18 protein-coding genes and 2 pseudogenes are annotated in these 20,488 nt (G+C 72.1%); 5 read left to right on the top strand and 15 right to left on the bottom strand.

The features are described 5' to 3' along the window. Positions 1–96: 96 nt before the first annotated feature. A complete protein-coding gene (locus tag IE244_RS20050) occupies positions 97–2,478 on the top strand; it encodes a phosphoketolase family protein (protein WP_191874923.1) in 2,382 nt (793 codons plus the stop codon). Continuing rightward, entirely contained in the window at positions 2,460–2,732 is a 273-nt protein-coding gene (locus IE244_RS42815) for an Hsp20/alpha crystallin family protein (protein ID WP_268252897.1), read from the top strand. Before IE244_RS20050 ends, IE244_RS42815 begins: the two co-directional genes overlap by 19 nt. Before the next feature lie 64 nt (positions 2,733–2,796). Here IE244_RS42815 and IE244_RS20040 read toward each other — a convergent pair whose 3' ends face one another. From IE244_RS20040 to IE244_RS20000, 9 genes are all read right to left on the bottom strand, one after another. Continuing rightward, positions 2,797–3,417: a V-type ATP synthase subunit D gene (locus IE244_RS20040; RefSeq protein WP_229854230.1), complete on the bottom strand. Its 621-nt coding sequence runs from the start codon at positions 3,415–3,417 to the stop codon at positions 2,797–2,799. Continuing rightward, the gene (locus tag IE244_RS20035) at positions 3,414–4,808 is read right to left on the bottom strand and encodes a V-type ATP synthase subunit B (RefSeq protein ID WP_191874921.1); all 1,395 of its coding nucleotides are present in this window, start codon (positions 4,806–4,808) and stop codon (positions 3,414–3,416) included. Before IE244_RS20035 ends, IE244_RS20040 begins: the two co-directional genes overlap by 4 nt. Beyond that, complete coding sequence (locus IE244_RS20030; RefSeq protein WP_229854229.1) at positions 4,805–6,490, bottom strand: V-type ATP synthase subunit A; 1,686 nt, start codon at positions 6,488–6,490, stop codon at positions 4,805–4,807. The genes IE244_RS20035 and IE244_RS20030 overlap by 4 nt, the downstream gene beginning before the upstream one ends. A 107-nt stretch (positions 6,491–6,597) precedes the next feature. Then, complete coding sequence (locus tag IE244_RS20025) at positions 6,598–7,110, bottom strand: hypothetical protein (protein WP_191875024.1); 513 nt, start codon at positions 7,108–7,110, stop codon at positions 6,598–6,600. Then, complete coding sequence (locus IE244_RS20020; protein WP_229854228.1) at positions 7,107–7,334, bottom strand: V-type ATP synthase subunit F; 228 nt, start codon at positions 7,332–7,334, stop codon at positions 7,107–7,109. The genes IE244_RS20025 and IE244_RS20020 overlap by 4 nt, the downstream gene beginning before the upstream one ends. Positions 7,335–7,336: 2 nt before the next feature. After that, positions 7,337–7,750 carry an ATP synthase subunit C gene (locus tag IE244_RS20015; RefSeq protein ID WP_191874919.1) on the bottom strand — a complete coding sequence of 138 codons (414 nt, stop codon included), beginning with the start codon at positions 7,748–7,750 and terminating at the stop codon, positions 7,337–7,339. After that, positions 7,735–9,177 carry a V-type ATPase 116kDa subunit family protein gene (locus IE244_RS20010; protein ID WP_229854227.1) on the bottom strand — a complete coding sequence of 481 codons (1,443 nt, stop codon included), beginning with the start codon at positions 9,175–9,177 and terminating at the stop codon, positions 7,735–7,737. Before IE244_RS20010 ends, IE244_RS20015 begins: the two co-directional genes overlap by 16 nt. After that, the gene (locus IE244_RS20005; RefSeq protein WP_191874918.1) at positions 9,164–10,093 is read right to left on the bottom strand and encodes a hypothetical protein; all 930 of its coding nucleotides are present in this window, start codon (positions 10,091–10,093) and stop codon (positions 9,164–9,166) included. The genes IE244_RS20010 and IE244_RS20005 overlap by 14 nt, the downstream gene beginning before the upstream one ends. Further along, positions 10,090–10,527 (bottom strand): hypothetical protein, encoded by a 438-nt coding sequence (locus IE244_RS20000; protein ID WP_229854226.1) that lies wholly within the window; start codon positions 10,525–10,527, stop codon positions 10,090–10,092. Before IE244_RS20000 ends, IE244_RS20005 begins: the two co-directional genes overlap by 4 nt. A gap of 166 nt (positions 10,528–10,693) precedes the next feature. On the opposite strand from IE244_RS20000, the gene IE244_RS19995 reads away from it, so the two are divergent. Continuing rightward, complete coding sequence (locus IE244_RS19995; protein ID WP_191874917.1) at positions 10,694–11,563, top strand: CBS domain-containing protein; 870 nt, start codon at positions 10,694–10,696, stop codon at positions 11,561–11,563. A gap of 163 nt (positions 11,564–11,726) precedes the next feature. Here IE244_RS19995 and IE244_RS42075 read toward each other — a convergent pair. Continuing rightward, positions 11,727–11,926 (bottom strand): annotated as a pseudogene (locus IE244_RS42075) (response regulator transcription factor); the annotation flags it as partial. Between the two features lie 116 nt (positions 11,927–12,042). Beyond that, a complete protein-coding gene (locus IE244_RS19990; protein ID WP_191874916.1) occupies positions 12,043–12,696 on the bottom strand; it encodes a CBS domain-containing protein in 654 nt (217 codons plus the stop codon). A gap of 238 nt (positions 12,697–12,934) precedes the next feature. On the opposite strand from IE244_RS19990, the gene IE244_RS19985 reads away from it, so the two are divergent. Beyond that, positions 12,935–13,840 (top strand): universal stress protein, encoded by a 906-nt coding sequence (locus IE244_RS19985; protein ID WP_191874915.1) that lies wholly within the window; start codon positions 12,935–12,937, stop codon positions 13,838–13,840. Positions 13,841–13,865: 25 nt separating this feature from the next. Further along, the gene (locus IE244_RS19980; RefSeq protein WP_191874914.1) at positions 13,866–14,774 is read left to right on the top strand and encodes a universal stress protein; all 909 of its coding nucleotides are present in this window, start codon (positions 13,866–13,868) and stop codon (positions 14,772–14,774) included. A gap of 207 nt (positions 14,775–14,981) precedes the next feature. Here IE244_RS19980 and IE244_RS19975 read toward each other — a convergent pair whose 3' ends face one another. The 4 genes and pseudogenes from IE244_RS19975 to ppdK all read right to left on the bottom strand — a co-directional run bounded on the left by IE244_RS19975 (position 14,982) and on the right by ppdK (position 20,301). After that, a complete protein-coding gene (locus IE244_RS19975; RefSeq protein WP_191874913.1) occupies positions 14,982–16,154 on the bottom strand; it encodes a site-2 protease family protein in 1,173 nt (390 codons plus the stop codon). Between the two features lie 84 nt (positions 16,155–16,238). Further along, positions 16,239–16,811: an Rv1733c family protein gene (locus IE244_RS19970; RefSeq protein WP_191874912.1), complete on the bottom strand. Its 573-nt coding sequence runs from the start codon at positions 16,809–16,811 to the stop codon at positions 16,239–16,241. A 165-nt stretch (positions 16,812–16,976) separates the two neighbouring features. Then, positions 16,977–17,435 (bottom strand): pyridoxamine 5'-phosphate oxidase family protein, encoded by a 459-nt coding sequence (locus IE244_RS19965; protein WP_191874911.1) that lies wholly within the window; start codon positions 17,433–17,435, stop codon positions 16,977–16,979. Positions 17,436–17,614: 179 nt separating this feature from the next. Then, positions 17,615–20,301, bottom strand: a pseudogene (gene ppdK, locus IE244_RS19960) (pyruvate, phosphate dikinase). Between the last annotated feature and the right edge of the window lie 187 nt (positions 20,302–20,488).

The following is a 20,488-nucleotide window of genomic DNA, read 5'->3' as shown; positions in this document are numbered from 1 at the left end:
GCCCAGGGACCGGACGGGGTGCAATGGACGCCGACGGGGCCGGACCTTTCCGCAGCGCACGCGGAACGGCTGACAAAACAACACACCGAGGTGCCCATGTCCCATGCCGCCCACCCGGACGCCACCGCACTCACCGACGAGGAACTGCGCACCCTGGACGCCCACTGGCGCGCTGCCAACTATCTGGCGGCGGGCCAGATCTACCTCATGGCCAACCCGCTGCTGACCGAACCGCTCAGGCCCGAGCACATCAAGCCGCGGCTGCTCGGCCACTGGGGCACCTCGCCCGGTCTGAACCTCGTGTACACCCACCTCAACCGTGTGATCAAAGCGCGCGGACTGGACGCGCTGTGCGTCTGGGGTCCGGGCCACGGCGGGCCCGCCGTCCTCGCCGGATCCTGGCTGGAAGGCAGCTACAGCGAGACCTATCCCGACGTCTCGCGGGACAAGGCGGGCATGGAGCGGTTGTTCCGGCAGTTCTCCTTCCCCGGCGGTGTGCCGAGCCACGTGGCACCGGAAACGCCGGGCTCGATCCACGAGGGCGGCGAACTGGGCTACTCCCTCGCACACGCCTACGGTGCCGCCTTCGACAACCCGGACCTGCTGGTGGCCTGCGTGATCGGTGACGGCGAGGCGGAGACCGGGCCGCTCGCCGCCTCCTGGCACTCCGACAAGTTCCTCGACCCCGTCCACGACGGCGCCGTCCTGCCGATCCTGCACCTCAACGGCTACAAGATCGCCAACCCGACCGTCCTGTCCCGGCTCCCCGAGCACGAACTCGACGGGCTGCTGCGGGGCTACGGTTACGAACCGATCCACGTCACCGGAGACGATCCCATGGCGGTGCACCGCGCCATGGCCGCCGCGTTCGACGACGCCCTGGACCGGATCGCCCTGGCGCAGCGCGGGGCCCGGGACGACGGAATCACCGAGCGCGTGCACTGGCCGGTGATCGTGCTGCGTACTCCGAAGGGCTGGACCGGGCCGGCCGAGGTGGACGGCGAACCGGTCGAGGGTACCTGGCGTGCCCACCAGGTACCCCTGGCTTCCGTCCGCGAAAACCCGGCTCACCTGGAGCAGTTGGAGCGGTGGCTCCGCTCCTACCGCCCCGAGGAGCTGTTCGGCGCGGACGGCCGCCCGAGCGACGGCGTCCTCGCCTGCGTCCCCGACGGAGCCAAGCGCCTCGGGGTGAGCCCGCACGCCAACGGTGGTCTACTCGTCCGCGAGCTTCCACTGCCCTCCCCGGACGCCTTCGCCGTGCCCGTCGACAAGCCGGGTACCACGCTGCACGAGCCCACCCGGATCCTCGGCGCCCTGCTCGCACAGGTCATGAACGACACCCGGCTGCGTCGGGACTTCCGCCTGGTCGGCCCGGACGAGACCGCTTCCAACCGTCTTCAGGCAGTCTTCGAAGCCAGCGGAAAGGCCTGGCAGGCGGGGATGCTCCCGGTGGACGAGCACCTGGACCGGCACGGCCGCGTGATGGAGATCCTCTCCGAGCATCTCTGCCAGGGCTGGCTGGAGGGATACCTGCTGACCGGCCGGCACGGACTGTTCTCCTGCTACGAGGCGTTCGTGCACATCGTCGACTCCATGGTCAACCAGCACATCAAGTGGCTGAAGACCTCACGTGAGCTGTCCTGGCGCGCACCGGTCGCCTCGCTCAACTATCTCCTCACCTCGCACGTCTGGCGCCAGGACCACAATGGCTTCTCGCACCAGGACCCCGGCTTCGTGGACCACGTCCTCAACAAGAGCCCCGAAGTGGTCCGCGTCTACCTGCCGCCGGACGCGAACACCCTGCTGTGCGTGGCCGATCACATCCTGCGCAGCCGCGACTACGTCAACGTGGTCGTGGCGGGCAAGCAGCCCTGCTTCGACTGGTTGACGATCGAACAGGCCCGGGTCCACTGCGCGCGCGGCGCCGGGATCTGGGAGTGGGCCGGGACCGAGAACGGCGGCGAACCCGACGTCGTCCTGGCCTGCGCCGGTGACGTGCCCACGCAGGAAGTGCTGGCGGCGGCCCAGTTGCTACGCCGGCACCTGCCCACTCTGGCGGTGCGGGTGGTCAACGTGGTCGACATGACACGGCTGCTGCCGCACGAGGAACACCCGCACGGGATGCCCGACTTCGAGTACGACGGCCTGTTCACCACCGACAAACCGGTGATCTTCGCCTACCACGGCTATCCGTGGCTCGTCCACCGCCTCGCCTACCGCCGCCCCGGCCACAGGAACCTTCATGTGCGCGGTTACAAGGAGTCGGGCACCACGACCACCCCGTTCGACATGGTCGTCCGCAACGACCTCGACCGGTACCGGCTCGTCATGGACGTCATCGACCGCGTTCCGGGTCTCGCCGTCCGGGCCGCGGCCGTGCGGCAGGCAATGGCCGATACCCGCGTCCGGCACCAGGCCTGGATCCGCGAGCACGGCACCGACCTGCCCGAGGTCGCCGAGTGGAGCTGGAACGACTGAGTCTCCTGCGAGGCCGCCCGGTTCCGGCCCGTGCAGCGAACGAGAGGGACCGCACGGTCCCAGCGGAGGGGTTTCCCGCGGGGAATCGCAGCGAGATCCGGTACGGAGCGATGAGCCGCAGCGTGTCGCTGCCGGCCGGTGCCGACGAGGAGGACGTCAGGGCCGAGTACACCGACGGCATGCTCACCGTCAGTGTGGGCCTGGGCGCCAAGAAGACGGAGGCGAAGCACGTGGAGATCCGGCACCGCGACTGACACCGTCCGGTGAGGTCCGGCGGGCCCTGTCCGGGCCCGCTGTCGGTGAGCCGTGGCGCAGACATCATCGGTCCGTGCGGGTGGCGGCCCAGCGGCGTCGTACCGCTTCCTCGTGTTCCGCCTCCTCCAACGCCAGTTCCACAGCGTCCAGTTCGGCCCGCAGGCGGGGGATCCAGTGTCTGCGGAGGGCACGGACTCGCTGCCGTGTCCGTTCGGCCTCGGCGGCGAGCAGGTCGGCGGCTGCCTGATGGACGGCGAGTTCCGCCGCCGCGCGGACCGCGGCGCGGGAGGCCGTTTCGGCGTGGGCGAGCGCGGTGTTGGAGGGGGTCGGCTCCGCCGGGGAGCGTATGGGCGCTGCGCACTCCACGGCCGCCGGGTGGCGTACGCCCATCAGCGCGGCCCACCGGATGTCGACGCGAGCCCGGTCAGCGGGCGCCGCCTCGGCAAGCGCGCGTTCGCCTCCGAGCAGCACCCCGCGCAGCAGCCATGTGTCCGCGTCGGCCAGCTTCTCCTCCCACACCCGGCGCGCGTCCTCCGCAGCCCGGCGTGCCGTGCGCTCGCGGTCCAGCAGGAGCCGGAGTTTGCGTTCGAGCAGGTCCGCTCCGCGCAGCGCCGTGGCGAGACCGCGGCGCAGCCGGAGGCGCCCGGCCCGCCCTGCCGCGACGCGGCGTCCCTGCGGACTCATCTCCGTTCCTCGCGCCGCGGTGGAGCGTGGGTGTCGAGCAGGTCGGCCGGAAGCATGCCGAGTTGGCTGCGCGGCAGGGTCAGCAGCACCTCCCAGGCCCGATCCAGGGAATCGTCCAACGACCGGTCCTCGTCGGTGCCCTGCGGGAGAAAGCGGTCCCGGAAGGCGTCCTGGAGCTCCAGGTGGCGCAGATCGGTCGGACTGAGCGCGGCACGGCCGATCAGGTCGGCGAGTTCCGCGACCTGCCGGGACCGGGCCAGCGCTGCGATCAGCTGTGCGGCGACGGCCGGATGATCGGCACGGGTGCGTCCTGCCCCGGTTCCCTTCCGCATCAGACGCGACAGCGAGGCCAGCGGATCGACGGGCGGATACGTGCCGGCCGCCTGGACATCGGCGGACAGCACGATCTGGCCTTCGGTGATGTAGCCGGTGAGGTCGGGGACGGGGTGGGTGATGTCGCCGGCGGGCATGGTGAGCACCGGCAGGATGGTGAGCGACCCCGGGCGGCCCCTGATTCTGCCGCAGCGCTCGTAGAGGGAGGCCAGGTCGCTGTAGAGGTAGCCGGGGTAGGCACGCCGTGCCGGTATCTCGCCACGTGCGGCGGACACCTCGCGCAGTGCCTCCGAGTAGGCCGTCATGTCCGTCATCACCACCAGAACGTGGCGGCCCTGGGCGAACGCCAGGTGTTCGGCGACGGTCAGGGCGAGTCGCGGAGTGAGCAGCCGCTCGATCACCGGGTCGTCGGCGGTGTTGAGGAACAGGACGAGTTCCCGTGCCGCGGAACGCGCGGCCAGCCCGTCACGGACGAACGCCGTGTCGGCGTGGGTGAGCCCCATCCCGGCGAACACGACGGCGAACGGCTCACCCCCACAGGTCGCCTGGGCCGCGATCTGCACGGCCAGTTCCAGGTGCGGCAGCCCGGCGGCCGAGAACACCGGCAGCTTCTGTCCCCGCACCAGCGTGGTCAGCACATCCACAGCGCCCACCCCGGTGAGCACCGGGTCGTTCGGCGGTTCCCGGCGTACCGGGTTGATCGGCGCGCCGCCGACCGCCTCGTACGACCCGCCCAGCACCGGCGGTCCACCGTCGGCCGGTTCGCCGCGCCCGTTGCCCACCCGCCCCAGCCAACCGGCACCGACCGGGATCCGCATCGGCGACCCCGAGAAGGCGACACGGGTGCCGGTGCGGTTCATGCCGGCCGTGTCCTCCAGAACCTGGACCACCGCGAGGTCGCGGTCCACCTCCAGGACCAGCCCGTGTCGCCGTTCACCGGAGTCGAGCACGATCGTGGCGAACTCGTCCCAGCCCACCCCGCTCACGCCTTCGACGACCACGAGCGGACCGCGCAGTTCGCGCACGCCCGTGTACTCGACCTCCACCGGGCCGCTCACGCTGTCTCCGCGAGCCGGGCCAGCACGGTGTCGCGGGCCGCCGTCACCGGGGCTGTCTCCGCGGGGCCCGCCGCCTCGCGTGCCCGCAGCAACGGGCTGAAGTCGACCGCCTCGACGACCTCGGCCTGGGTACCGGCGTCCACCACCTCCAGGCAACGGTCGACCACGGTCAGCACGGCGTCCACCAGAGCGGCCGTCTTCGCGGGGGCGCTGTAGGCGTCCGCCGGGGACAGCGCGCTCTGCTGGATCGCGGCCTCGCGCAGCAGCCGCCCGGCGAGCACACTGATCCGTTCCCGGGGCGGCAGGGCGGTGATGCCGACCAGCTCGACGAGGTCGGCCAGCCGGTCCGCCTCGGCCAGCTGCCGCGCGACGCGCCCGCGCCGCTCGGCCCACCCGGGGTCACCGGCGCGCGCGTGCGCGGCCGACAGCGCGGCGGCGTCCCGGGAGAACGACTCCGACCAGGACACGGCCGGATAGTGCCGTGCGTAGGCGAGGTCGCGGTCCAGGCTCCACAGACACCGCACGAACCGTTCGGTGTGGGCCGTGACGGGCTCGGTGCGGTCGCCGCCCGGCGGAGACACGGCACCGATCACCGTGACGGACCCCGTCGCGCCGCCCTGCGTACGAACGGCCGCCGCCCGCTCGTAGAACGCGGCCAGTTGGGAGGCGAGCGAAGCCGGATAGCCCTCCTCGGCGGGCAACTCGCCCATGCGGGAGGCGAACTCGCGCAGCGCCTCCGCCCACCGGGAGGTCGAGTCGGCGATGAGGACGACGTCAAGGCCCATGTCGCGGAAGTACTCCGCCACGGTCGCGCCCGTGTGCACACTCGCCTCGCGTGCCATCATCGGCATGTTCGAGGTGTTCGCGATCGTCACGGTCCGCTCCGCCAGCCGGCCACCGGTCCGTGGATCGGTCAGCTCCGCCAACTCCTCGATGACGTCCGCCATTTCGTTTCCGCGCTCGCCGCAGCCGACGTAGACGATCACGTCCGCGTCGCACCACTTGGCGATCTGCTGCAGCAGCATGGTCTTGCCCGTGCCGAAACCGCCTGGGACGGCCACCGTGCTGCCGCGCGCCACGGGGAAGAGCAGGTCGACGGCACGCTGCCCGGTGTTCAGTGGTGCGTCCGCCGGCAGGCGCCGTGCAACCGGCCGCGGCTTGCGCACCGGCCACGACTGAGCCATGCGCACTTCGTCTCCGCCTACGACGGCGAGCGGGGCGTCCGAGGGGTACGCGCCCGCCGACGCGATCCGTGTCACCTCGCCCGACAGGTCCGGGGGCACCAGAAGCCGCAGTGGGACACGCGCGCCGACGTCCCCGAGGACGTCACCGGCCCCGACCCTTTCCCCTCGTACCACCCGGGGCGTGAACGGCCACGCAGCCGCCTCGGTGGTCGCCGGCCCGCTCGTCGTCAGAAGATCGCCTGCGCACCCCAGAGGGCGCAGGAGGCCGTCGAACACCCCACCGAGCAGATCCGGGCCCAGCCGCACCGTCAGCGGCCGCCCTTGAGGATCCGCCGGGTGTCCGGGCGCCAACCCGCCGGTGTACTCGTATGCCTGGACGGAGGCGGTGTCCCCGTGGATGGCGACCACCTCGCCCGGCAGGCCGGCGCTGCCCAGCAGGACGAGATCGTGCATGGCGACCGTGGGCGGGCAGGCGATCTCCACGAGGGAGCCGGCCACACGGAGGATGTGGAGGCGATCAGCCCGGTCGGCGGCCGGGGCACCGCCCGCGACGTGTGCAAGCGCGCCCGCCCCGAACCGGTCAGGCCCTGGGGCGCCAGGCGTGATCATGGCGGTCCCCAGAGCGTCTCGGCCCGCACCCCCAACCGGTCCAGCGCACCGTCGGCAAGGGCGTCCGCCGACAGATCGACTCGGCGGCCAGGTGTTTCGGCCGTCACCCCACCTTGAGCGGAGGCCGTGATCTCTGCCTCCGGGCCCAGTGCGGCCCGTGCCACGTCAGCAAGGTGTGACCGGGCAGCCACACCCTCCCGAGCCAGCGCCCGGCGCACGCCCCGTCGGACCTCGGCCCTGAGGGCCGCGTAGACCTCGGCGCGGACCACGAGTTCCGTCTCCCAGGCCTCCTGCGCGGCCCGCACCCGTTCCCGGTCGGCCTCTTCGGCGCCGTCGGCCTCGCCAAGCCGGCGGGCCTGCGCGAGCACTGTTTCAGCCGCGGTGCGGGCTGCGAGCAGGGTGTCGGCCGCGCCGGTGCGTGCATGGTCCAGGGTGGCCTCGGCAGCGGCTCGTGCCGCGCGCAGCAGCTCGGCGCGGACGGGGTCCAGCTCATCAACCGGCGCGGTCACGAGGGCATCACCACCGTCAACGGCCGGGTCGGTGCCGGCGCCGTCGCCGCGTCCCCCAAAACATCGGCGGCCTCGGCAGTGAGGATCACCAGGCCGACCGTGCCGGGCAACGTCCGCCAGGCCCTGCGAACGGCGTCCGGGGCCTCCGCCACGAGGACGTCGACCCCGGCAAGCGCCAGTCCGCACACGCTGGTCCGTGCGCCGATGGCGGCCACCGTACCCATCGTCAGGCCCTTCCGATCAGCAGGATCGCGACGACGAGCCCGTACACGGCGATGCCTTCCGCCAAGCCGACGATCACCATGGCGCGGCCGAACATCTCCGGTCGTTCGCTCAGCGCTGCCAGTGCCGCGGCTCCCGTGTAGGCGACGGCTATCGCGGCTCCGATCGACGCTCCGGCCACCGCGACGGCCGCACCGATCAAGGCGGATCCGTTGACCCCACCGGATGTGGCGGCCCGCGCCGAAGCCTGTGCGGGCCCCGTCAGCGCCGTGCCCAGGACGACCAGGGCGCCGCCCAGCAGAGCGAGGTTCGTGGCCAGGAGCCAGCGGAATGCGTGTCTGGTCCGGCGCCGCCGCAGCAACCGGACGGCACCGAGCACCGAGACCAGGACCGGCAGGACGATCAGCCAGGTGAGCATGCGATCACCTTCGCAGCGGGGTCGGCAGGTTCCGCCCGGGGAACGTGCCAGGGACAGAACGGGCGGCCCTCGGTCTCGAAGAGCCGGGAGAAGAGCTCGTAGAACTCCAGCCGCAAGGCCTGCACGCCCGCCACCAGGGCCTCCAGGCCGAAGGAGACGGCCGTGCCCACGCCGAACAGCACAGCGGCGCCCGCGACACCGCCGGCGCCGTGCCCTGACAGGGCCGTGGTGCCGCGCCACACCAGGTCGGCGAGCGCGGCATGGGTGAGACCGAAGGCCGCGAGCCGGGCGAACGACAGGGTGTTGGTGCCGGTACGCACGACGACGTCGAACAGCCGCACCACCGTCTCGGCGACTCCCGCGCCGCCGCCCGCCGTTACCCGGAACAAGCCGAAGGCCACCAGCGCCAGCCCGGCCGCGGCGCACGCAGCCCCGGCCACTGCCAAGGCCCGCCAGTGCAGGAGCAGGCCTGCTGCGGCCAGTGCGAGCCCCAGGTAGAACAGCAGCCCGGCACAGCCGGAAGCCGCGTACAGGCCCACGGCCCAGCCGTTCTCCCGCACGCGGTTCACCGCGCCCGCGGCATGCGCGAGCACCAGCAGACCGGCCCCGAAGACCACTGCGGCGGCCAGCAGCCGGGCGGGCGCGTCCAGGGGGCTCAGCCACAGCACCGGCAGCAGCCCGGTCGGCCCGAAGAACTCGCCGTAGGCGGTGCCCGCGACCATGGCGGCGGCTCCCGCGCCCGCCAGGAACGGCCACAGCCGGGTGAAACGCGCCAAGGGGCGGGGCCACCCGAGGCGCAGGGCGAGCGCGCCGAGCATCAGCAGCGCCCCGTGCCCCACGTCACCGAACATGATCCCGAACATCACGACATAGACCAGGCCGGCAGGCCACGAGGGGTCGAGGTCCGCGTAGGCCGGTGTGCCGTACGTCGACACCAGGGGGGTGAAGGAGGCGGCCCGGCCCGAGCGCAGCAGCGTCGGCGGATCCGTGCCGCGCGGCAGGGGCAACGGCAACAGCGCGCCGCCCGCCGCGGCCAGTCGGTCCGCGACGCGCGGTACCTCGGCGGCCGGGCACCATCCGGCCAGCGCGGCCACCTCCCCCTGCCGTACGGCGCCCTGCGCACGCTCCTCCAGTTGGGCCTCACCGGCCAGCAGGGCGACCTGGCGCCGATGGCCGAGCATGTCGAGATCGGGCGCCGTGACGGCCAGTACAGCCGGAGCGGCGCTCTCGGACTCGGACGTCGTTCCCTGCCCACGCAACCGCTGCAGTCGCACGGCCGCCGCCCCCGGCGCCGCCTCCTCGGCGCGGTCCAGTTCCACGCAGCCCTCCTCGGCGATCCGCACCAGCGCGTCTCGCAGGCCCGTCTGCGGTACGACCACCGCCACACGGCGCATCCGGACCGGTGTCATCGCCTCAGACCAGGGCATCGAACGCCTCTCCGGGCCGTCCACCCCGTGCCGCGGACTCCAGCGCGGCCCGCACCCGCCACGCGTCCACGGACAACAACGCGACCGCGCCGACGACGACCGCGGGCCCGTACTGGCCTTGCCGCAGCATCGCCGCGCCCTCGGTCTGTACCGTCCGCCACCAGCGGGTCTCGGCCCGCCACAGCTCACCGGGCTCGTCGATGTCCGCCAGGACCCATCGGGCGGCTGAGGGAAGGCTGTCGCGGAACTCCCGGTAGGACGAGGCTGCCGACGCCCGTGTCCCGAGCAGCCGTGCCGCATCGCGACGCACGGACTCCGTGAGAGGACGGTGGTGCACGAAGAGTTCTCGCGCGGCCAGCAGGACCGCACGGCCCTGAGCCCAGCGCTGTGCGGGCGGGACGGACACGGCGGTGCGCCGCGCTGCGGCCATGCGCATGCCTGTGACCAGGGCCCACGGAGTGTCGTCGCCCGGGTCACCCCAAGGCGACGCGGCGAGCGCCGCCCGCAGTTCCGCGAGCGTCCCGGCACGCTCCAGGCTCCGCCAGGCCGTCTCCAGGGCACCCAGCCGGTACGGCTCCGGTGCCTCGGTGCGCCGACCTTCCGGTGCCGGCAACCGGGACACCACGTTGGCGATCTCGAATCCCGACGCGAGCGGAACCAGCAGGTGAGCGCCGCCGGGCGGCAGCCATCCGGCCAGTACCCGCAGATGCCACAGGAGGCCGGCGGCCACCGCCCGCTGAGCATCGGGAAGGCCCACGGTCGTGCGCGTGTACCGTGCGTACGGCGTCGTGGCGAGGTGCCGCAGGGCGTCGTCGAGCGTCGGACCGCGCGCGATCTCTCGTGCCCCGTCGGCGCCCGGATACCGTGCGACGAGGGCTTGCGCCCGCACCGCTCCGGCGACCCAGCCGGCCTTCACGGCTCTTTCACCGTCCCGCTCGCCAGTCTCATGGCATCGGCCACGGCGAGGTCCACCAGGTGCGGCATGCGTTCCCTGGTCCGCTCGCGGATCGCCGAGGCCGTACGATCTGCGGCTGCGCGCAGCGCGTCGGCCTCCTGCCGGGCTTCTCGGAGGAGGGGTTCCGCGGCCTGCCGGCGAACCTCTGGAGCCTGTTCCCGCGCGTCCGCCAGGAGATGTTCCGCCTCCCGTACGGCGTTCCGTCGAAGGGCCTCTGCCGTCTCCTCCGCGGCGGCCCGGATCCGTGCCACCTGCTGCTGAACATCCGTCAGCCGAGCAAGGGCAGGCTCCAGTTCCGCCGCGCGCTCCGCCATGCGGTCGCCAGGCACGCCGGTTGCGGACGCCCCCGGCGCCCCCGCCGGACGGAACCGCTCCAGGAAGTCCCGCAGGCTCATCGGCAGCCTCCTGCCGGTCGGTGCTCCTCCAGTTTCACCGTTCCCGGCCCACCCCGCACCGGATAGGGCCCTTACGTCGTTCCACCAGGGCCGTTCGGCTCTTGGCACGGGCGGCGAGAACGGGAGACTGGGACGGTAGGCGACTCGACGGAGTCAGGAGGCCGCTGTGAACGCGCACGAGAACCTCCGCGCGGGGGCCGATGCCCGGCACGGTGTCTCCGCACGTGCCTGGAGCCCGGGAGAAACGGCTCGACAGGACATGCTGCTCCGCTACCTGGGTGCGGTCGCCTCGGCCGCGGCCAAGCACTCCGGCAGTGCGGCCGAGCACGCGGACACCGAGGAGCGGGCACCGTCGACCGTGACGCCCACGCGCCGGCCAGGCTCCCCGCAGGAACCAGGTATGACACTGGTGCGGGACGTGATGGACGTGCCCGCCGCTTCCCTCTGCGAGGACCAGGCGTATCGCGACATCGCCCGGCTGCTGGCCCGCGAGCAGGTGGGCGCGCTCCCGGTCGTGGACACCACTGACCATGTCGTCGGCGTCGTCTCGGAGTCCGATCTGCTGGCCAAGGTCGCGTTCGAGGCCTCCGGTCACCGGCCCGGACGCATCGGCAGACTGCGCGAACGCCGGATGCACGACAAGGCCCGGGGCGAGACGGCCGCCGACCTGATGACGAGTCCCGCGATCACGGTACTGCCGGGCACGACGGTGGCCGAGGCCGCCTGGCTCGCCGCGTTGTCCCGGGTGAAGCGCATGCCCGTCACCGATCGCAACGGCCGACTCGTGGGCGTCGTGCGTCGTGACGCGTTGTTGCAGGCGCTGATCAGGGATGATTCCGGTATCCGGGCGGAAGTTCAGGTCACGCTCGAAGCCTGCTGCCCACCGGCTGACCGGGAGAGCGTGGCCGTCACCGTGCACGACGGGATCGTGGAGCTGACCGGGAGGCTGCCGTCGGCGACGATGGCCCGACTCGTGGCGGAGGTCGAGGGGATCGCCGACGTCATCGAGGTGAAGAACCTGCTCAGCGCCGACTGAGTTCGCCCGCTCTCATCCGATCACCGGGGGATCTGGCCTCCCGGCATGGTGGGAAGCGTGCAGGTGGGGGTTTGGCTGGTCGAGGTGGGAGGCGAGAACGGCCGCCTGGACCCGGCGCTGCACTCCCCTTTCCCGGGGAGAGAGGCCGGCCGGTTCCGCCGGCACGGACGTCGAGAACGGCCACGTGGGGGCGCAGGGCGAAGCCCCGGACCAGCGCGTGTTCGGCGGTGTCCGCGTCGCCGACGACGCTGATGTCGGGTTCCGCGTCGAGGAGGGCGGCAAGGCCACGCCGTACGACCTCGTGATCGTCGAGCAGGAACACGTGGATCGGGGCTGCTCGCTGAAGGTCCGCATCTCGGTCATGGCGATCCCACGTTTCGCGGACGATGGCAGACTGCCGACTGCCTCAGGAGCCGATCGTCACCGGCGGTCGCACGAGGGCCGACCGGACCCAGTCACCACGACGATATCGCCTCCGGTTACCGCACAGCGGTGTGGTGAGCGAGGTCGAACTCCACGTCCACCACCCCTTCGACAGCCCTGATCAGCCGGGCTGCGACGGGCACGAGGGCGGTGTCGGGGAGCCGTCCGGTGAGCGTCACGACCCCGTCGTGCACCTCCACGTGGACGGCCGACGGCGGCGGGAAGAGGTACGAGGCGATCTCCCGCCGCACCTCCTCGGCGATGTCCTCGTCGTCGCGCAGGAAGACCTTGAGCAGATCGGCCCGGCTGACGACACCGGCCAGCAGCCCTGCGTCGTCCACCACGGGCAGCCTCTTGACCCCTTCGTGCGCCATGATGCGCGCGGCCTCGGCGAGGGTGGCGCCGGCCCTGACCGTGACGGCGGGGGACGACATGAGGTCGTCGGCCGTGAGGGCGCCGGCCTTCGCCACATCGACGGGCTGTCGCAGCTGGAGGTAGCCCGCGTCGGGGTCGTCCCGCAGTTCCTCCTTGGGCAGCAGGTCGGCTTCGGAGACCACGCCGACCACCCGGCCCTCGCCCTCGATCACGGGCAGGGCGCTGACCTGCCAGTCCTGCATCAGCTGCACGATCTCCTTGAAGGGGGCACGGCGGCCGACGGCGGCGACCGTCTCGGTCATCACGTCGCTGACGATTTGACGGGTGCCGTACATGGTGACTCCGTGAGGGCCTCGATGAGGTGTCCGGCTCCTTCCAGGGTGTGCCCGGGGACAGCGGCAGTGCCAGGGGCCGCACGGCCCTCGGACCGGCCCGTGCGGCTTCGGGCCACAGCAGATCGCTTCCCGTTCGCAGAGGGTCGGTCGGGCCCTGATGGGGCCGGGTGGCCCCTGATCGTCTCGGCACCGCGACGCCACGCTGGTGTCGGAACCTTCGTCCCGGGAGGTGGAGACCATGTCCCGCACCGTCACCGTAGGTGTCGACGACTCGCCCGAGAGCCGGGCCGCGGCCGAGTGGGCGGCGCGAGAAGCGCTGCTGCGCGACCTGCCCCTCAAGATCATGTACGTCTCCGAGCCGACTCCCAGGTTCGTGGCCCGGACTCCACTGCTGGATCCCGACACTTACCGGCACTGGGCAGAGCGGGTGACAAGCGAGTCCGCGGACGGCATCCGGCTCCGCCACCCGGGCATCGAGGTGATCACCGAGCAGCTGACCGGGACCCCGGCCGACGTCCTGTGCGAGGCGGCGGGCTTTGCCGAGCTGCTGGTCCTGGGCTCGCGGGCCCTCGGTGGACTGGAGGGGTTCATGGTGGGCTCGGTGAGCCTGGGCGTGGTCGCCCGCGCCGAGCGGCCGGTGGTGCTGGTGCGGGCGGGGGAGCAGGCCGCCGACGAGCACGAGATGGATCCGGCGGGTGTGCCGTCCGCTGCGGCGCCCTTCCGGCCCGTCGTGCTGGGGCTCGACACCGACCAAGCGGACGACACCTTGCTGCAGTTCGCTTTCGACGCCGCCGCGCGGCGGAAAGCCACCCTTCGGGTCGTCCACGCCTGGCCCGAGCCGCCGACCTCCTTCTACCGTTTCGCCGGCGACGCCGAACTCTACGATTCGCTCGAACGCGGACAGGCCACCCTCCTGAGCAAGGTGCTGCATTCCTGGCGGCAGAAGTTTCCTGACGTCGAGGTGATCGAGGCCAGCCGGTGCGGCAGCGCCGCGCAGGTTCTCGTCAACGACTCCCGTGACGCCTCCCTGGTGGTCGTCGGCCGGCGCATCCGTACCAGGTCGTTCGGTGCCCGTATCGGCCATGTCGCCCACTCCGCCCTGCACCACATCGCCGCTCCCGTCGCGGTCGTCGCGCACAGCTGACTTCCGCTCCGGAGAAGGAGAAACCATGAGTGCATCAGCCGTACACGCCTATGGGGAGCCTCTGGAGCTTCCCCTGGTCGTCGGCGTCGACGGCTCAGAGCCGAGCTTGCGGGCCGTGGGCTGGGCTGCCGACGAGGCCGCCCTGCGCGGGGCGGCGCTCCGACTGGTGTACGCCTCGCTCTGGGAGCGCTACGAGGGCGCTTCCATGGCCACCGATCTCGGTAAGCCGTCCGAAGAGGTGATGGCCGAGGACATCGTCCGGACCGCCGAGCGACGGGCCCGTCACCGGCAACCAGGTGTGAAGGTCACCACCGATGTGCTGCCCGAAGAACCGGAGTACGGCCTGGTACGCGAGAGTCGCAGCGCCCTCGCGATGGTGCTGGGCTGCCGTGGCCGCAGCGGGGTGACGGCGGCCCTCCTCGGCTCGGTCAGTGTCGCCGTGGCGGGACACGCCCACTGCCCGGTGATCGTGCTCCGTGGAAGCCACGACAACCAGGCACGCGCAGGGACACACGGCCGCATCGTTCTCGGGGTGGGAGAGAAGCCGGCGGGTTCGGCCGCGGCACGATTCGCGATCGAGGAGGCCATGCTGCGCCGGGTCCCGCTGGAAGCCGTACGCGCTTGGCGCCGACCACTGCACGAGCCGACCGCACATCCCCTGATGGTCGGCGGACCCGCCCACCTGGAGGAGGCGCAGGCGGCGGAACTGGTGGAAGGGGCGCTGCGGGACGCCCCGGCCGAGTTGGAGGTACAGCGGCGTACGGTCGAGGGTTACGCACGGGACGCCCTGATCGCGGTGTCCCGTGAGTCCGACCTGCTCGTCGTCGGTGCCCGACGACGCCAAGGCCCCTTCGGGCTCCAACTCGGCCGAGTCGCCCACGGCGTGCTGCACCATGCGGCCTGCCCGGTGGCGGTCGTACCGGAGCCCGAATGAGCCCGGGCCGGGAGTCCGGATCGCCTCGCCGAGCGGCGGTCGGTGCCGGAAGAGGACCGATGAGCACTTCAGGTGCGATCGGCGTCAGAGGGGCCGCCAGTGTGCGCCGCATACCGCGACGGCGAACGCCTGGCGCCTGCGGGTGACTTGCCTCGACGCGGTCTCCGGGCAGTGTGATGACCCGGACGGTGCCCGCCATCGTGTCCGTCACGCTTCCTTCGTGACACGCGGGGCGGCGGTGTGCGGCTGCGCCTGGGTGGGCCCGCTCGGCCAGGCCAGGGCACGGGTGATGTCGGCGACGGTGACGATGCCGACGAGGCGCCCTTCGTCGAGGACCACCGCGCGGCGTACGGGGCTGGCCTCCAGCCGTGGCAGCAAGTCGAGCATCGGCTCCTGGGGCGCGGCCGTGATGATCTCGGCGAGCGGACGCATCGCTTCCCGGACCGTCGTGCTCGTACGAGCCTGGACCGGCGTCGCCTCGACGCGTCGCACGGTGAGCAGACCGGCCACCGAGCCGTCGGCCGCCAGCACCGGGAAGGCCGAGTGGCGGTAGGGGCCGAAGGGGCCCTCGGCCAGGATGTCGCCGAGGGTCGCGGTGTCCGGCACGGTGACCGGGTTCGGGGTCATGACGCGACGGACCGGGACACCGCCCAGCACACTCCGCAGCTCGGCCTGGCGAGCCTCCGTGGTCGCCGCACCGATCAGGAACCAGCCGATCAGCGCGGGCCACAGGCCGGACAGACTGTGCCCGAACCACACTGCCGCGAACCCGGTCAGCACCATGAACCAGCCCAGTCCCCGGCCCGCCGCCGACGCCCCGCGAGTGGCCCGCAGCCGGTCGCCGGTGCGGTGCCACAGGTACGCCCGCAGCAGCCGTCCCCCGTCGAGCGGGGCGGCCGGCAGCGCGTTGAAGACGGCCAGCATGACGTTGATCGCGGACAGCCATACGACCGCCTCGACGACGAGCCCGGACGCGTGCAACGCGTGCAGCCCGGCGGCGATGCCGGCGAAGACACCACCGGCGAGCAGACTGGTGAGCGGACCCACGGCGGCGATGCGCAGCTCGGCGCCCGGAGTGGGTGCCTCGCTGTGCAGACGAGCGGCGCCGCCCAGCATCCACAGGGTGATGCCGTCGACCTGCACGCCGTTGCGGCGGGCGACCACGGCGTGCGCCAGCTCGTGCGCCAGCAGCGAGGCGAGGAAGACGATCGCCGCCAACAGTGCCAGAGCCCAGTACAGCAGGGCGGAATGGCCGGGGTGGGCGGACGGGAACTCACTGTGCGCAAGAGCGACGGTCACCAGGGCGACGATGACCAGGACACTCCAGTTCAGGCCGACCCGCACACCGGCGATCCGGCCGAGGGGCAGCGTCACGTCCATGAACCTCGCCTCGATCCCGAGTCGCGTGCCGAGGACCCGCTGTGTCCGGTCAGCAGGCCCGATGCGGGCCTCTGGCGCTGCGGATCAGCCCATCCTGGGGCCCCACCGCGGTCCCACCAGATCCCACTCCTGGTCCCAACGGGCCATGCGGCGCCGGTCGAGCCGCGCTCGCGCGACGGCGCCCGCGCCGAAGGCCGGGGCTGCGACGGCGAGGGCCGCCGCGGCGCCGAAGAGCGCGGCTTCGACATGACCCTCACCCCGGCCCGTCGGCTGCGACGGACTGAGCCGGCCCCGGTCGTCCTGCCACACCGTCACCCGAGCCCCGGCCTTCAAGCCGCCGTCCACCAGCGTGCGCCCGGTGCGAGCGGAGCCGTCGGGGGCCTTCCAGCGCACGGGTCCCTGGACACGGCCGTCCGTCGACCAGTCCGCGGTGACGCCGTGCCGAGCGTCGGAGAGCAGGACAGCGCTGACGGGATGCCGGTGGGCGCGCTGCTGCGCGAACTCGTGCTCGGCGCTGCGGTCCGTGACGAGTGCGGCAACGCCGCCACAGACCACCACGACCAGCCAGACTGCGAGGACGATCCAGGCCTCGATGACGTCCTCGCGCCGCCGCAGTGGACTGCTCCGCCATCGCCACAGCCGTTTGCCGGTGCTCATAACGGACACCTCCACGTCGCGATGACTCCTTTGAGGGTGACTCCGTAAGTGCCGCGCTCACAGAGGCCGAGAGGCCCTCCTGACGGGCCACCCGGACCGGGCCCGAGCCACGACGGCCCACCGCTCCGGAAACGAGCCGTTCGGAACCGTCCGGCCGGGGTCGGCTCAGCTGGATGACGTCGTGGTCGCGCCCGCCTCCGTCAGGCGGACACCCGCGACCACTTCGGGGCGGATGCGTACCGCCTGGTCCATGCCCTCGACAGGCGCCCAGGGCTGCAACAAGTCCCGGATGCGCGCCAGTTCGGCCGGATCGGTGACCAGGTGGGCATAACCGGTGACGACGACGCTCCAGCCGAGGTGGGTGTCCGGGTCGATGGCGTCGGCCTCGTAGGCGACGACCACGCCCGTGTCGTCGGCCTCCTCGGCACGGGCCGTCAGCGCCACGCCCTCATGGGTGCGTATGACGATGTCCCCGCTGTCCAGGACGTGGTTGACCGGCCGGACCGTGGGCAGTGCCTGCCGGGTGAAGACGACCCTGCCCAGCGGCACGCTGCCCAGCAACCGCAGCGCCTCGGCAGGGTCCAGCTCGATGCGCCGGTTCGTGGGAGCGTGTTTGCGGGTCATGGGCTGCTTCTTCTCAGATGAGTAACTGTCCCGCCACCGACTCCAGTCGGTCCTTGGACGGTCGGGTGTGATGCGGGTGGAGCGACACACAGGGAACGGGGCCTCCTGCTCCCACCGTCGGCCATGATGCATGTGCTCTCCAGTGCCATGAGGGTCGGGTGAGGGGTCGGACGTCCCCCTCACCTGCTGTCACTCGCGTCCATGCCGGTCAGCGTCGCCCGGCCGGCCTCCAGACGGGCCACCGGGACCCGGAACGGGGAGCAGGACACGTAGTCCAGGCCCGTGGCGTGGAAGAAGTGGATCGACTCCGGGTCGCCGCCGTGTTCACCGCAGACGCCTGTCTCCAGTCCCGGGTGCGCCGCACGGCCCTCCTCGACCGCGATCCGGACCAGCCGGCCCACACCCTCGCGGTCGAGTGTCTCGAACGGTGAGGCGGCGAAGACGCCCTTGTCGAGATAGGCGGAGAAGAAGGCCGCTTCCACGTCGTCGCGGGAGAAGCCCCAGGTGGTCTGGGTGAGGTCGTTGGTGCCGAAGGAGAAGAACTCCGCCTCCTCGGCGATACGGCCCGCCGTGAGCGCGGCTCGGGGCAGCTCGATCATCGTGCCGACCGGACACCGGACGGTCACGCCGGTCTCCCCGCCGACCTCGGCCAGGACGCGTGTGACCTCTTCGTGGGCGAGCCGGAGTTCCTCGACGGCGCCGACGAGCGGCACCATGATCTCCGCCTGCGGTGAGCCACCCGCGCGGGTGCGCTCGACGACCGCCTCGGCGATCGCCCGCACCTGCATGGTGACCAGCCCCGGAACCACCAGTCCCAGCCGCACGCCCCGCAGGCCGAGCATCGGGTTCTCCTCGTGCATCCGGTTCACCGCGTCGAGCAACTCCACGTCGTGAGGCTCCGGTTGTCCGCCGGCGGCTTCGATCGCGGCGATGCGCACGGCAAGACCGGTGCGCTCGGGCAGGAACTCGTGCAGTGGCGGGTCGAGAAGCCGGATGGTGACCGGCAGCCCGTCCATGGCCCGAAGAAGGCCTGTGAAGTCCTTCCGCTGCAGCGGAAGGAGGGCAGCCAGCGCCTGGTCGCGGTCCGTGTCCGTACGGGCGACGATCATGTCCTCGACCAGCTTGCGCCGTTCGCCGAGGAACATGTGCTCGGTGCGGCACAGCCCGATGCCCTGGGCCCCGAAGCGCCGGGCGCGCGCCGCGTCCTCGGGGGTGTCGGCGTTGGCCCGAACCTCCAACCTCCGTACGGCGTCGGCGTGATCCAGGGCCCGGCCCACCGCGCAGACCACGCTGTCGGCCTGCTCGCCGCTCTCCAAGTAGCGCATGGCCGCGGAAGCGACCAAGGGGACCGGCCCCAAGTACACGACACCGGCGGAGCCGTCCACCGAAACGACCGTGCCCTCTTCGATGACGGTGCCGTCCCGAGTGGTGAAGCGCCGTGCCCCGCCGTTGACGGCGATGTCCTGGGCGCCGCACACGCACACCTTGCCCATGCCGCGGGCGACGACGGCCGCATGGCTGGTCTTTCCGCCCCGGCCGGTCAGCACCGCCTGCGCGGCGACCATGCCGGGCAGGTCGTCGGGGGTGGTCTCCTCGCGGACGAGGACCACCTTCTCGCCGGTGGCGGCACGCCGTACGGCCTCCGCCGAATCGAACACCGCCGCGCCCACCGCGGCCCCCGGCGAGGCCGGCACGCCATGGGCGAGCGGCTCACCGGTGGCGGCGCTGTCGAAACGGGGGAACATGAGCCGTGCGAGCCCGTCGCCGCTCACCCGCGCCAGGCCCTCGTCCGCGCTGATGAGTCCCTCCTCCACCAACTCGGCGGCAATGGCGAACGCCGCTTCGGCCGTGCGCTTGCCCACCCGGGTCTGCAGCATCCACAGCGTCCCGCGCTCGATGGTGAACTCGATGTCGCACAGGTCGCGGTAGTGCCGCTCCAACGTCTGCGCGTGGTCGCGCAGCCGCCGGTAGGAGACCGGGTCGAGGTGTTCCAGCTCGGCCAGCGCTACAGCGTCCCGTACGCCGGAGACCACGTCCTCGCCCTGGGCGTTGGGCAGGTAGTCGCCGTACAGGCCCGGGCGCCCGGTGGCCGGGTCGCGGGTGAAGGCGACGCCGCTGCCGGAGTCAGGACCGAGGTTGCCGAACACCATGCGCTGCACGGTGACGGCGGTCCCGAGGTCGTCCGGGATGTGCTCGCGGCGCCGGTACAGTCGGGCCCGCTCGGCGTTCCAGGACCGGAAAACCGCGAGGATCGCCTCGTGCAGTTGCTCGGCCGGGGACTGCGGGAAGTCTCGGCCGGCCTCGTCGCGGATCAGCCGCTTGTAGGTTTCCACGAGCCAGGCCAGGTCACCCGCGTCAAGACGAAGGTCGTCGGAAGCGTCGCGAGCCGCTTTCAGCAAAGTCATGGCCTCGTCGAACAGGGCGGGGTCGACGCCCATCACAGTGGTGCCGTACATCTGGACGAGCCGTCGGTAGGAATCCCAGGCGAAGCGCTCACTGCCGGACACCTTGGCCAGACCGAGTACGGATTCGTCATTGAGGCCGATGTCCAGGACGGTCTCCATCATGCCGGGCATCGAGAAGCGGGCTCCGGAGCGGACGGAGACCAGCAAGGGGTCGTCCGGCTGTCCGAGCAGCCGCCCGGTGGTTGTCTCCAGTGCCGACAGGTACCGGGAGATCTCCGCCGAGAGGCCCGCGGGCTCCTCACCGGTAGTCAGGAAAGTACGGCAGGCCTCGGTGGAGACGGTGAACCCCGGCGGCACCGGCAGGCCCAGCCGACTCATCTCGGCCAGGTTCGCGCCCTTGCGCCGAGCAGGCCGGCCATGTCGCGGCCGCCGCTCTGGAAGTCGTACACATAGCGGACCATGACGCCACTCCTCGGCTCCGCGATGATTCGGTGCCCCTCCAGCCTGGAACCACGGGGGGCGCCGGGGGAGGTGCCCTCGGTCCCGTCAGGTGGGCCGATCGGCCCACCACGGAGGAGCGGTCCGCTGGTGAGTGGAGCCTCTGTCCGGGCCCCTGATAGGCCTTGCCTTCTCGGCTGCCGCCCCGCT

The organism is Streptomyces filipinensis, from assembly GCF_014649495.1.
Taxonomy (GTDB): domain Bacteria; phylum Actinomycetota; class Actinomycetes; order Streptomycetales; family Streptomycetaceae; genus Streptomyces; species Streptomyces filipinensis.
Note: the sequence above shows the minus strand (reverse complement) of the source record. Positions and strands in the feature narration are given on the sequence as shown.

What these genes read in the sequence shown, in the direction of transcription:
- IE244_RS20050 (WP_191874923.1), top strand. Translation starts at nt 97, where the DNA reads ATGTCCCATGCCGCCCACCCGGACGCCACCGCACTCACCGACGAGGAA.
- IE244_RS20040 (WP_229854230.1), bottom strand. Translation starts at nt 3,417, where the DNA reads ATGAGTCCGCAGGGACGCCGCGTCGCGGCAGGGCGGGCCGGGCGCCTC.
- IE244_RS20020 (WP_229854228.1), bottom strand. Translation starts at nt 7,334, where the DNA reads ATGGGTACGGTGGCCGCCATCGGCGCACGGACCAGCGTGTGCGGACTG.
- IE244_RS20015 (WP_191874919.1), bottom strand. Translation starts at nt 7,750, where the DNA reads ATGCTCACCTGGCTGATCGTCCTGCCGGTCCTGGTCTCGGTGCTCGGT.
- IE244_RS20010 (WP_229854227.1), bottom strand. Translation starts at nt 9,177, where the DNA reads ATGCCCTGGTCTGAGGCGATGACACCGGTCCGGATGCGCCGTGTGGCG.
- IE244_RS20000 (WP_229854226.1), bottom strand. Translation starts at nt 10,527, where the DNA reads ATGAGCCTGCGGGACTTCCTGGAGCGGTTCCGTCCGGCGGGGGCGCCG.
- IE244_RS19990 (WP_191874916.1), bottom strand. Translation starts at nt 12,696, where the DNA reads ATGTACGGCACCCGTCAAATCGTCAGCGACGTGATGACCGAGACGGTC.
- IE244_RS19985 (WP_191874915.1), top strand. Translation starts at nt 12,935, where the DNA reads ATGTCCCGCACCGTCACCGTAGGTGTCGACGACTCGCCCGAGAGCCGG.
- IE244_RS19980 (WP_191874914.1), top strand. Translation starts at nt 13,866, where the DNA reads ATGAGTGCATCAGCCGTACACGCCTATGGGGAGCCTCTGGAGCTTCCC.
- IE244_RS19975 (WP_191874913.1), bottom strand. Translation starts at nt 16,154, where the DNA reads ATGGACGTGACGCTGCCCCTCGGCCGGATCGCCGGTGTGCGGGTCGGC.
- IE244_RS19970 (WP_191874912.1), bottom strand. Translation starts at nt 16,811, where the DNA reads ATGAGCACCGGCAAACGGCTGTGGCGATGGCGGAGCAGTCCACTGCGG.
- IE244_RS19965 (WP_191874911.1), bottom strand. Translation starts at nt 17,435, where the DNA reads ATGACCCGCAAACACGCTCCCACGAACCGGCGCATCGAGCTGGACCCT.